Source organism: Pyxidicoccus sp. MSG2 (assembly GCF_026626705.1).
Lineage (GTDB): Bacteria > Myxococcota > Myxococcia > Myxococcales > Myxococcaceae > Myxococcus.
Map to the genome: position 1 here is coordinate 7,782,906 of NZ_JAPNKC010000001.1, position 12,209 is coordinate 7,795,114.

Genomic DNA, 12,209 nt, shown 5'->3' on the forward strand with positions numbered 1-12,209 from the left:
TGTGGCTCCTCAGGGATGGGCGATGACCATCAGGCTGGGGACCCGGGCCGCGACGCACTGGTAGCAGCGGCGCAGCGTCTCCGGGTCCAATGCGGCGAAGCTCTCGTCCAGTACGAGCAGGTCCGCCTGTTGAATCAGCGCGCGGGCGATGAAGAGGCGGCTGCGCTCCCCGTGGGAGAGCTGCCAGCCCGTCTCTCCGACAATCTGCATGATGCCGGCGGGCATCCGCGCGAGCAGGTCCCCCAGCCCCAGCTCCTCGCAGACGTTCGTTGCCAGCTCCAGGTCCTCCGGCTTCGGCGGCCAGGTCCGGCTCATCAGCAGGTTGAACGCGAGCGTGCCGGAGAACACGTGGTTCTCGTGGAACTGCGGCGCCGCGACGACGCCGTCCCGCCAGCGGTCGGGGCCGAGCGTGCGCCTGTCCAACCCATTCAGCAGCAGCAGTCCCGACTGGGGCTGGCGCAGTCCGGCCAGCAGCGCGCCCAGCGTGGACTTGCCTCCGCCGGAGGGGCCTTCGAGCAGGACGTGCTCGCCCCGGTGCACCCGCACATCGCAGCCGTCCAGCACCGGAGTGCTCCGCTCCGGGTAGCGGAAGACGAGGTGCTGCGCTTCCAGCAGCACGTCATTCCCCCGGGGCCCCGAGGCGGACGCGCTGACCGTGGACAGCACCGGCAGGGCGGCGTCCTCCGTCCGGCTCGCGGCATGGAAGAGGCTGGAAATCTGCTTCCAGGCACTGCCCGACTCGGCGAGCGCGGACAGGCCCATCACCAGCCGGTTGAAGGCGCGCCAGGCCAGCAACACGCCGCCCACGCCGATGGCGAGCGTCACCGGTGCCGTGCCCCCCAGCGCGAGCGACAGGGCAAGGCCCGTCATCCCCAGCAGCAGCCAGCCGCGCGGCATCAGCCCGGTGAGCAGCACCTCGCGCCGGTCCAGGTGCTCCGAGACACGCTGGTACTTTTCGAGCGCGTGGTCCTCGCCGTCGTGCCAGCGCTCCCGGGACTCCTGCGCCAGCCGCGTCCGGTGGCCGACCATGCGCTCGATGAGGTCATTGGTCATCCCCACGCGCGCGTCGTTCCAGCGCTGGCGGGCCTTGATGCAGCGCCAGCCGCCCAGCAGCGTGAGCGCCGTCCATCCGAACAGCAGCAGCGCGGGCACCGGCCCCACGCCGGCAGCCAGCACCGCCACCGCGAAGAGCAACTCCAGCAGCGCGAGGAGCCCCGCGAGCCCGCCATTCAGGGCCATCGCCTCGAAGGCATCGGCCTCCAGCACGCGCCCCAGGAGCTGGCCCGCGCCCTGGCTGCGGACCTGCTCCACGTCCATCCGCAGCGCCCCGGCGAGCAGCCGCTGCTTCAGCAGTCCTCCGGCCCGGACGCTCAGCCGCGCGGACACCTGGTGGGCCAGCATCTGCACCGGCACCTGGGTGAGCAGGAGCATCGCCCACGCGAGCATCCACCCCCGGTCCACCTGTCCCTGGAGCAGTCCCTTTCCGATGAGCCACCACGACAGGAGGCCCAGTGCGTACTGCGTGGTGTGCGCCGCGAGGAGCACCGCGAGCTGTCGGTGGATGCGCGCCTGCCGGAGCTGCGTGCGGAAGGCCCGGCCCGGGGGAAGGCGCAGCAACCAGCCCACGTCGAGCCACAGCGTGCCCAGCCGCTCGCCCAGGATGAGCGTGCGGACCTGGAGACGGCGGCGGGAAGGCACCTGCGCCTGTTCGAGCAGCGCCTCCACCGAGGGCCGCACGGGCGCCTCGATGTCCTCGCAGAGCGCGCCGTGCAGAGCGCTCCATTCGATGACCTCCACCTTCGAGTCCGGGCCCAGCACACGCAGCCGGCCGCGGCGCTCTCCGAGCAGGACGAGGATGCGCGGCTCGGCCTCTCCGGGCAGCTGGATGAGCGCGGGCCCCGCGCGGTGCAGCAGGGCGGGCAGCTCCGCGTAGCGCGTCCCGACGGGCTCCGCCTCGAAGCCCAGGAAGGTGGCGGCGGCCTCAATCCAGGGACCGAGGGGCTGCTCACCCCGCCGGAGACACGCGTCGGGGACGGGCATCCGCGAGATGGAGCGGCCCGGCATGCCGCTGTGGTGCGCGAGTCGCTGGAGGGCCTCGCACAGTCGGGCCACGGGCCAGCAGAGCTCTGAGAGGGATTGCGTCATGCCACGGCCTCCTCCACCCACGTCTTCAGCTCCAGTCGCTCGCGCGGCGCCGTCACCAGGACGCCGTCCACCATCCGGGCGCGAGTCCACGCGTCGTTGGACCAGACCTCCGCCTTCGCCTGGGCCTCGGCTTCGAGCAGGGCGCGGTAGCGCGAGCCCGGCATGGCGGCCAGCACGGACGGCTCGCCGTGCTCCACCACGCGTCCGCCTTCCACCACGAGCACCCGGTCGAAGCCGCGCGTCTCCGCGACGTCGTGGGTGATGCACAGCATCGTCGCGCGGGCCCACTGCCGGCGGGCCCGCTCCAGCAATTCGTGGCGCCGCTCCCGGTCCAGGCCCCGGAAGGGCTCGTCGAGGATGGCCAGCCGGACGTCGGGCCGCAGCAGGGCCCGGCCGAAGCGCACGCGCTGGCCCTCGCCACCCGAGACTCGCGCGCCCCCTTCACCCAGCGACGTCTGGAGTCCATCCGGCAGGCGCTCCAGCACGGAGAGCAGGTCGGCCGACGCGATGACGGGGCTCAGCGACGCGGGCAGCTCCGACGCCGAGCCATACGTGAGGTTGTCCAGGAAGGAGCGGTTCCAGAGCTGGACGGCCGGGTCCACCCACGCGGTCTCCCGCCGCAGTCGCTCCAGCCGCGCGCCGTCGAGCGGCGCGCCGTCCACGAGCAGCGTCCCCGTGGAGGCGCGATGCCAGCCGACCAGCAGGCCCACGAGGCTCGACTTGCCGGCGCCCGAGGGGCCGACAATCGCCACGTGGGTGCCCGGGGCGATGGACAGCGCCACGTCTTCGAGCACCGTGTGCCCGCCCGCCTTGATGCTCACGCCCTGGAAGTCCACGGCCACGCCCGGGTGCTCGGGCCCGGTGGGCCCGGATGCTTCCGCGTCGCCCGAGGTGTCGCCCATCTCGTCGCGCGCCCCGAGCGGCTCCATCAGGCGCAGCGTCACGTTCCGGTGCAGCGGGTACTGCCGGGCGAGCTGCGCGAGCTCCTGTCCCAGCAGCGGCAGGTTGAGCGTCCAGTAGAGGAACAGCAGTGAGCTGCTCTGCGCCCCGGTCCTCGACAGGTGCCCGAAGACGAGCGCCACCGCGAGCCCCAGGGTGGCCAGCGACAGCAGTCCCTCCACCACCACCGACACCCGCTGGAGCGCCGCCGACGAGCGGGCCCACTCCACCACATGGCCCTCATGCTCACGCCGGAGCGAGCGCTCCGCGCCGTGCGCCCGCACCGACACCAGGCCGAGCAGCGCATCGAGATAGAACCGGGAGATGGCGGCGGAGTGGCTGCGCACCCGCAGCTCGCGCTCGGCGAGCACCGGCTGAACCGCGAGCGGCGTCAGCAGTGCGGTGAGCATCAGCCCCAGCGCCAGGAACGCGCTGCCGGGGTCCAGCCAGATGAGGCCCGCGGTGGTGAGCAGCAGCTCGAAGATGCCAAGGACGAGCTGCCCACCCAGCCCGGGCAGCAGGCGCAGCCGGTGCAGGCTGTGGCAGCGCTCGGCCATGTCGGAGTGGGGACGGCTGCTGAAGTAGCGGTCATGCATCCGGGGGAGCTTCTCGAGGAAGGCCATCCGGAAGCGGACCTCGAGCCGCCGGCCCAGCCGACGCATGGACAGGCCGTTGAGCAAATCCAACCCCAGGCAGATGGACAGGAAGACGCAGAGCGCGAGCAGGGCCTGGAGCCACTGCGAGAGGAGGCTGAGCCGGCTGCCGACCTCCATCAGTCCCCGCAGGAGGAGCGCCTCTCCGACGGTGCCGAAGGCGGCCAGTCCCAGGCCCGCGAGCAGCGCGGCCGGCGCGAGCACGCCATCGGTGCGCAGCATGCGCAGCAGCTCGTGTCCGGGACGGGGCGGGGGCTCGGCCAGCGCGGCGGCGAGCTCCTCGGGCAGGCCCTCCTGCGGCGCTCCCGCGGGTGCGGCCTGACGACGGCGGGAGGCGTGCACCAGCACCGCGCCTCGGAAGACGAGCCGTGTGTCCGCCTCGCTCTCGCCCGGAAGGGGCATCACCGGCCAGTAGGGACGGGAGACGGTGATGGGCTCGAAGGGAGACTCCCGCAGCGCCTGGTGGAAGAACGTGTCCACGGCCCGCGCCGCCGGGCGTCCCGCCGTCAGCCCGCCGGAGCGCACGAGGTAGCCGACCATCTTCCGCGTGGCATCCAGCGCCGCGAGCGAATGCCACCCCGCGTCCGCGAGAGCCTCGCGCAGGTGTCCGTCAATCTCGTCATCACCCAGCCCCAGCGCGCGCAATTGGCCCCGGAGCACCGCGAGCATCGTCTCGGAGCCGGCCCAGTCCCGCCACGCGGGCGCCGGGAGCGCGGTGGTGTGCAGGTACACCTCTCCGATGAGCGCGCGGAGCGACACCCAGCGGCGACCCCGGCTGGGGTCCATGACCTGCACCAGCTTGCCGTGACGGCGCCACACCACCACGAAGTGGGTGGCCCCGCTCGGAAGCTGCACGACGACGATGGCGGGCAGCGCCTCGGAGGCCGGCTCGAGCAGGTGGTCGACCGGGAGGAGTTGCTGCTCGGCGTCGAGGCCGCAGCGCCGGGCGACCTCCTCCAGCGTGTCGATGGAAGTGCCATCCACATCCGTCTGGCAGGCCTCGCGCAGGCGGCCGTAGCTGACGGGGATGTCGAAGCCCTCCAGCAGGCACTTGAGGGCCGCGGGGCCGCAGTCCATCCACGAGGACTGGATGACCTCCGGGGCGAAGCGCCGGGGGCCGTCCGTGGGGCGAAGGCGAATCATGAGGCACCTCCCACCGTGGCCGGACGCGGAGTCGACGGAGCGCCCAGCCGCTGTCCCGCCTCGCGGAGAATCAGCGTCGCGGGCGAGAGGTCATCCACGGCGACCTCCAGCGTGCCGGGCAGGCCGTGCTGGCGCGGAATCTTCGAGGAACCGTCGGGCCGCAGCTCGCACTCCACGCGGACCTTCCCGTCCCGCGCTTCCGACGCGAGCCTGCTCACCGTGGCGGTGAGGGCGCCGTACTCCGCCCAGGGGAAGCCCTGGAGGCGCAGCCGGGCCGTCTGCCCGGGGCGGATGCGGCCCAGCGCATCGGAGGGAGGGAAGTCGGCGACGACGCGGAGCTTCCCGGGCGGGACCAGCACCGCCAGCTTGTCCCCGCGCCGCACCTCGGAGCCGGGCTGGAGCCGCGCCACCTCGCCCACCTGTCCGCTCGAAGGGGCGCGCACCACGAACTGCTCCAGGTCGTGGGTGAGGGAGGCGATGCGTGCCTTGGACGTGGTGATGAGCCCCTCCATGGCGGCCTGCTCCCGCTCCAGCCGTGCCACCTGTGCCAGGCCCTGGCTCTGCCGGTTCAGGCGCTCCGACTTGAGGCGGTCGGCCTCCTGCTCGACGGCGTCCAGGGCGGCGCGCCGCTGCTCGCGATCCGCCTTCACCTTGAGGTACTCCAGCTCGCCAATCGCCTGGCTCTTCGCGAGCGGCGCGAGCCGGGACTGCTCCTCGTCGGCGTAGGACAGCGCGGCCTGGGCCTCCCGCTGCCGGGCCCGGGCCTCGCTCAGCCCCGAGCTCGACGCCAGCCCTTCCGCGCCGAGCGCCTTCTGCTGGGCCGCCAGCTCGCTCCGGAGCGTCTCCAGTTGCGGAAGCAGGGTATCGAGGCGGGCCTGCTCCTCCTGGAGCTTCAGCCGCTGGGCATTCGAGTCGAGCTCGAGGAGCACCTCGCCCTTCTCGACCTGCCGGCCGATGTCCAGGCGGCTGGTGAGGACGCGCCCGTCCACCTGGGCCTCCACCGGGAACACGGCGCTGTCCACCTCGAGCCGCGCATTCTCCGAGACCTCGTACACGGTGACGCGCGCGAAGACGAACCACGCGAGCCAGCCGCACACCAGCAGCACCACGAAGACGAGGGCACGGCCTGGCCGCCGGAAGCCGTCCTCACGAAGGGCGCGCAGCGAGTGGGTGAAGTCCGCCGACATGTCAGGCCTCCCGTCCCAGCAGGGACATCAACCCGTCGGCCAGGCCCCCCGGCCAGCCGATGTAGTCATGGCCACCGTTGAGCTCGCGATAGGTGACGTCGTAGCCCCGGGCCCGCAGCACGTCGCGAAGGTGGCGGTTGGCGACGAGCTGGCTCGGGCTGTTCTTCGGGGAGGGGCCGCGCTCCAGGAGTCCGACGTTGAGATAGAAGCGGACGTCCCGGCGGGGCACCGAGGCGAACCGGGAGGTGAGCCACTCGTGCTCCTCCGCGTCTTCCGGTGCCCACCAGAACGAGCCGGACTGCGACAGCACGTTGCCGAAGACCTCCGGGTGGCGCAGCCCTGCGAACGCCGCCGCGAGCCCTCCGTAGCTCCAGCCCCCAATCACCGTCCGGGCGGGCAGGGCGGGGATGCGCAGCTCACCGCACACGCGCGGCAGCAACTGCGTGGCCAGCTCCTCCGCGAAGGTGTCGTTGCACGTCAGCTCCACTTCCCTGTCGGGGTGGTGCAGCAGGAGACAGACCAGCGGGGGGATGCGCCCGTCGGCGACGAGGTTGTCGAGGACGTCCATGACGCCGAGCTCGAGGTGGCCCTCGCCGTCGCAGAGCACCAGCAGCGCGGGCTCCGTCGTCGTCGAGTCACCCAGGGCGCGATACAGCCAGAAGGTGCGCTCACGGCCGGAGCGGGCGTCGCGGAACAGGCCCTGCTCGAGTCGGCCCTCCGGCACGTCCGGGCGGCGCGCGGCCCAGTGTCCGCCCGGCGCGTCCGGCAGCTCGATGACGGACATGGGCGGCAGCGAGGGGTTGGGGGAGAAGTGGCGGGGGTTGAGGGCGTCGGAGCGCCAGACCTTCATCCGCTCCTGGAGGTAGCGGGCCTCCTCGTCGGGCTCCAGCTCGTGGAGCGCGCGGAGCGGCTCGTCGGGGGAGAAGCAGTACGTCGTGCGCAGGTCTCTCCGCACGCGCCAGGTGCGGTGCCACAGGTCCGTGCCGGGCATCCGCTCCAACTGGTTGGGCCCCGGGTTCCAGATGCACTCCAGGCCGGGCACCACCACCACGTTGCGCACCGGCGCCTCCGCCCTCCAGACGAGGGTGAGGAGCAGGTGCTCCCGGTCGCCCTCCAGCGCTTCGAGCAGCGGCGTCCCTTCCCGGGTGAGCTGGTGCCAGAAGGTCTCGACGGCGGAGGTGTCCCCCGCCTCGACACGACGGCGCAGCTCCTGGATGCGCGGACTGATGACAAGCTGGCTCACGATGTCTTCCCCCCTCACGACAAAACTCAGGCGAACGCGGTCTGCGGATTGCCCTTCGCGCGGCCGACCTCCTCCAACGTCAGCTCGTTGAGCTGGACGATGCGGGTGGGAGCGATGTCGAGGATGAAGTCGGCGTCCTCCGACGCCAGGGCCCGGTCGATGAGTTGCGCCGTGTAGCCCACGTGCCGCGACTCGTCCCACATGAGCCGGTCGAGCATGCGCGTCAGGCGCTCCCGCGACTCCTCCGGGCAGTACGTCATGAGCACCGGGCGGGCCAGCAACTGGTTCACCAGGGTGCGAATCTCCGCGACGTTCATCTGGAGCAGGTTGTCCAGGATGGCCTGGCCGCTGTACGGCGGCAGCCGCTCCGGCTTGTCGCCGAAGCGGTAGATGGGCGCGAGCGTCTTGAAGTCGGCCCGGAGCGCATCGGTCACCGTGCCGGGGAAGATGCGCTCCACCATGCTTTGATACATGCGCGAGTGTCGCGCCTCATCCATGGCGTGCTGCTGGATGAGTGAGGAGATGGCTTCGTCGGGTGTCTTTCCGGCCAGGTACCAGAGCTTCCCGGAGCCCCAGCCTTCCGTGGACGCATTGCCCACGATGATGTTCGCGAACCACTCGCGGTCGTGCGCCATCTCCCGGAACTGGTCGCCGTACCAGTCGGCGCTGAAGGGGGGAGGATGCGCCTCGAAGGTGCTCCTGAGGCATTCGCTATAACGCTCGAGCGGTCCGACTCCGTGTTGTCCGAGCGATTCGAGGGTGATTTCAGCAACGACGTTCATGGCGCATCCTCCCTTTCTGCTCTTCACGGGTCCGGGTTACAGGTGCTCAGGCGCGAACGGGGCGTTGCGCGCGAAGTAGATGCAGTCGAACCCCGTGGCGAGGCCGGCGCGCACCGCGGTCTTGATGTTCAGCTTGCCGCTGGACGACTGGCGCGACTCCTCGATGGACTTCAGCTGGGTCTCCTTCAGCTCGAAGGAGATCTGCTCGTTCTGGGTCTGCATGTGATGCACTCCTCATGTTCGGGTTTGAGTCGAGGTCTCGGTGGCCGGGACTGGCCTTCCGCGTCCCTCAACTCGATGGAGCGGGCGAAGCGGGGCGTGTGATGCGCACGGTGCGCGCGTCAGACGCGGCACCTGGTCGCACGCCCTGCTTCCGGAGAACCATCCACCAGTGAACAAGCAGACAGGCCAGACCAGGCCGAAATACTTGGAAATAAAACATATCCGGAAATCAACGCCCCACGGAGGGCGCACGGGGGGTTCGATGGGTTCCGCGCTCCCGGTGTGGGGGCGTCGAAGCCAACCCATCGCCACCGGACTCCTGGGGGGACCGTATGCGCCATCCGTCGAAGTGGGTCGCCTGTCTCGTGTTGTGTCTCAGCGCAGTGGGGTGGGCCCTCCAGCCCGCCCAGCAGAGCACGCTGGCGAGCCAGGCCTTCTTCAAGCCCGAGCTGTACCTCCCCATCTCCAACATGCCGTTGGAGCAGGCCCGCTCGAAGCTGAAGGGCGTGGGGCCGAGCGCGTGGGACGACTTCTTCGCGCGCAACGGCCGTGACTTCCACGTGTACCTGGACCCGCTGACGGGCATGCCCTCCGCCATCCAGGGCTCCATTCCGCTCATCCCCGGCACGGGCGTGGGCAACAAGGTCAGCCTCGGCGGCGTGCAGCAGCAACTGGGCCGTTCCGTGGGGCAGGTGGACGAGGCCGTCGTCGCGGACCTGCTCTTCAAGTTCATCAGCGACAACCAGGCCGCGCTCGGCGTGGACATGCTGCAACTGGGCGAGCCCCGCGTGACGCAAGTCACGGACTCGCTGTGGCAGGTGCTGATTCCCCAGCAGGTGGACGGCATCCCCGTCCGCCATGGCCGCCTCGTGGCCACCCTCAACCATGGCAACCTCGTGCTGCTGGGCACCGAGGCGTGGAGCAACGTCACCGCGCCCACGCGGCCCACGCTGGACGCGCAGCAGGCGCTCACGGCCGGTGGCGAGCGCTTCGGGCTCCTGGAGTCTCCCGGGCAGCTCTGGATGCAGCCCGCCCTGGAGCTCGCCCCGCTGGCCCAGGCCGATGCGAAGGGCTTTGGCGAGGGCTACCGCCACCAGCTCGTGTGGACCTACGGCTTCCAGAATCCGGGGGAGCAGGAGCGCTGGAAGGTGACGGTGGACGCCGACACCGGCGAGGTGCTGGCGCTCGAGGATGACAACCACTACCTGGACGCCACCATCAAGGGCGGCATCTACCCGCTGACCAGCACGGAAATCTGCACCGCGAACGAGGCGTGCGGGACGATGCAGGTCGACACGCCCATGCCGTGGGCCAACACGGGGCTCGCCTCCCCCAACAACTTCACGGACGGCGCCGGTGTCTTCGCCTACAGCTCCGGCACCGTCACCACCACGCTGGCCGGCAAGTACGTGCGCGTCAGCGACACCTGCGGCGCCGTCAGCTCCAGCTCCACCAGCGGCAACGTGCAGATGGGCGGCACCAACGGTCAGCACGACTGCACCACCGGCGGCGGCGGGGCGGGCAACACGCCGGCCTCACGCTCCGCCTTCTACGAGGTGAACCGGATTGCCGAGCTGGCGCGCGGCTGGCTTCCCAGCAACACCTGGCTGAAGGGACAGGTCACCGCCAACGTCAACATCAACAGCACCTGCAATGCCTTCTGGAACGGCTCCACCATCAACTTCTACCGGAGCGGCGGTGGGTGCCGGAACACGGGCGAGATTGCCGCCGTGTTCGACCATGAGTGGGGCCACGGCATGGACGACTTCGACTCCGGTGGCGCGCTCAGCAACTCCAGCGAGGGCTACGCGGACATCGCGTCCATCTACCGGCTGCAGGCCTCCTGCGTGGGCTACGGCTTCTTCCACACCAGCGACCGCGGCTGCGGCAAGACGCCGGACGGCACCGGCTACAACCAGAACGAGGCCCAGACGGGCGCGGCCTGGTGCAACAGCAAGTGCTCGGGCGTGCGTGACGCGGACTACCTGGCGCACGCCAACCAGACGCCGGCCACGCCGCAGAACTTCGTGTGCCCCAAGTGCAGCTCCAGCACGGGGCCCTGTGGCCGGCAGGTGCACTGCGCCGCCGCGCCCGCCCGCCAGGCCGCATGGGACCTGGTTGCGAGGGACCTGCAGGCCGCGCCGTTCAACTACGACTCCAACACCGCCTTCATCCTCGGCAACAAGCTCTTCTACCAGGGCAGCGGCAACATCGGCGCGTGGCACGCCTGCAACTGCACCGCGGGCACGTCCGACGGCTGCGGCGCGAGCCACGGCTACATGCAGTGGCTGGCCGCGGATGACGACAACGGCAACCTGAACGACGGCACGCCGCACATGACGGCCATCCACGCCGCCTTCAACCGCCACGGCATCGCCTGCTCCACGCCCGCGCCCGCCAACTCCGGCTGCGCGAGCGGCCCGGCCACGGCGCCCACCGCCACGGCCACCGGCAGCGACGGCCAGGTGGCGCTGAGCTGGAACGCGGTGCCCAACGCCAGCGAGTACTGGGTGATGAAGACGGAGGGCTACGCCGGCTGCGACTTCGGCAAGGCGAAGGTGGCCACCGTCACCGGCACCAGCTACACCGACGGCGAGGTCGCCAACGACAGGCGGTACTGCTACTCGGTGGTGCCCGCCAGCTCGAGCGCCTGCTTCGGCCGCGCCGCCGCCTGTGTCTGCGCGACGCCGGGCGGCCCCTGCACGCCGCCGGGTGTGGCCACGCTCTCGCTGCCCGCGGACACGGCGATGGACGTGGCGCTGTCGCCGGTGCTCGACTGGGCCGACGTGGCGGGGGCCACCTCCTACGAGGTGCAGGTGGCCACGGACGGCACCTTCACCACCGTGGTGCGCTCGGCCACGGCGCTGGAGGCCAGTACGTGGACCGTGTCTCCCGCGCTCGCCAATGGCACCCGGTACTACTGGCGCGTCCGCGCGGTGAACAACTGCGCCAACGGCACCTACAGCTCCGCCTTCAGCTTCAACACCACGGAGACGACGTGCCAGCCGCCCGCGGCGCCCGCGCTGGCGAGCCCCGGGGACGCGGCGACGGGTGTCGCGCTCTCCCCGGTGCTCGACTGGGGCGACGTGTCGGGCGCCACCTCCTACGAGGTGCAGGTGGCCACCGACAGCGCCTTCACCAGCGTGGCGCGCTCGGCCACGGGGCTCGGTGCCAGCACGTGGACGGTGTCTCCCGCGCTCTCCGCCAACACGCAGTATTTCTGGAGGGCGCGCGCGGTGAGTGGCTGCGGCGCGGGCAACTACAGCGGGGCTTTCCGCTTCACCACCCAGACAGGAGGCGGGACGTGCCAGGCGTCGCTCGCGGCCTATGACGCCTCGCGCGGGACGCCGGCCTGCGGCAACGGGTGCGGGTGTGACACGGGCACGCTGGTGACGAGCCGCGGAAGCCAGTTCCCCACCGCCGAGCCCAACCAGCCCAACGCGCTCGACGGCTGCCCGGATGGGCCCTTCGGCTTCTACCACTTCGACGAGAGCATCGACCGCGTCGTGCTGAAGAGCGTGGACGGCGGCCCCATCACCCCGGGCAAGCAGGTGAAGGTGGACGTGACGGTGTGGTGCTACGACGCGACGGACCGGCTCAACCTCTACTACACGACGAACCCGGCCCTCCCGCTGTGGAGCTCGCTCGCCACGGGACTGGCGTGCACCGGGAGTGGGGCGAAGACGTTCAGCCACACATTCACCGTGGGCAGCGGCGTCGGGCAGCACGCCATCCGGGCCCAGTTCGTGGAGGCCAGCAGCCCGCTGACGAGCTGCACCTTCGGCCTCTACGACGAAAACGATGACGTCGTCTTCGGTGTGGCGGCCGCCGTCGCATCGGGGCAGCCGTCGAAGTCGCCCACGCGGGGACGGGCGCGCGCGGCCCGATAGGTCCG

General features: G+C 71.1%; 7 protein-coding genes. 1 reads left to right on the top strand and 6 read right to left on the bottom strand.

Annotated elements, in window-relative coordinates; genetic code table 11:
• Positions 1 to 9: 9 nt before the first annotated feature.
• Genes OV427_RS30590 through OV427_RS30615 form a run of 6 tightly spaced genes read right to left on the bottom strand, consistent with a single transcriptional unit; the run spans position 10 to position 8,314 of the window.
• Entirely contained in the window at positions 10 to 2,145 is a 2,136-nt protein-coding gene (locus tag OV427_RS30590) for an ABC transporter ATP-binding protein (protein WP_267859731.1), read from the bottom strand.
• Positions 2,142 to 4,880, bottom strand: coding sequence for an ATP-binding cassette domain-containing protein (locus OV427_RS30595; protein ID WP_267859732.1), 2,739 nt, complete (start codon positions 4,878 to 4,880; stop codon positions 2,142 to 2,144). The genes OV427_RS30590 and OV427_RS30595 overlap by 4 nt, the downstream gene beginning before the upstream one ends.
• Complete coding sequence (locus OV427_RS30600; protein ID WP_267859733.1) at positions 4,877 to 6,067, bottom strand: HlyD family secretion protein; 1,191 nt, start codon at positions 6,065 to 6,067, stop codon at positions 4,877 to 4,879. Before OV427_RS30600 ends, OV427_RS30595 begins: the two co-directional genes overlap by 4 nt.
• Position 6,068: 1 nt before the next feature.
• On the bottom strand, positions 6,069 to 7,310 hold the full coding sequence (gene fes, locus OV427_RS30605; protein WP_267859734.1) for an enterochelin esterase: 1,242 nt from the start codon (positions 7,308 to 7,310) through the stop codon (positions 6,069 to 6,071).
• Between the two features lie 26 nt (positions 7,311 to 7,336).
• On the bottom strand, positions 7,337 to 8,092 hold the full coding sequence (locus OV427_RS30610; protein WP_267859735.1) for a hypothetical protein: 756 nt from the start codon (positions 8,090 to 8,092) through the stop codon (positions 7,337 to 7,339).
• Between the two features lie 36 nt (positions 8,093 to 8,128).
• Positions 8,129 to 8,314 (bottom strand): hypothetical protein, encoded by a 186-nt coding sequence (locus OV427_RS30615; protein ID WP_267859736.1) that lies wholly within the window; start codon positions 8,312 to 8,314, stop codon positions 8,129 to 8,131.
• A 332-nt stretch (positions 8,315 to 8,646) separates the two neighbouring features.
• Here OV427_RS30615 and OV427_RS30620 point away from each other — a divergent pair, with 332 nt between their 5' ends.
• Positions 8,647 to 12,204 carry an endopeptidase gene (locus OV427_RS30620; RefSeq protein ID WP_267859737.1) on the top strand — a complete coding sequence of 1,186 codons (3,558 nt, stop codon included), beginning with the start codon at positions 8,647 to 8,649 and terminating at the stop codon, positions 12,202 to 12,204.
• Positions 12,205 to 12,209: the final 5 nt, after the last annotated feature.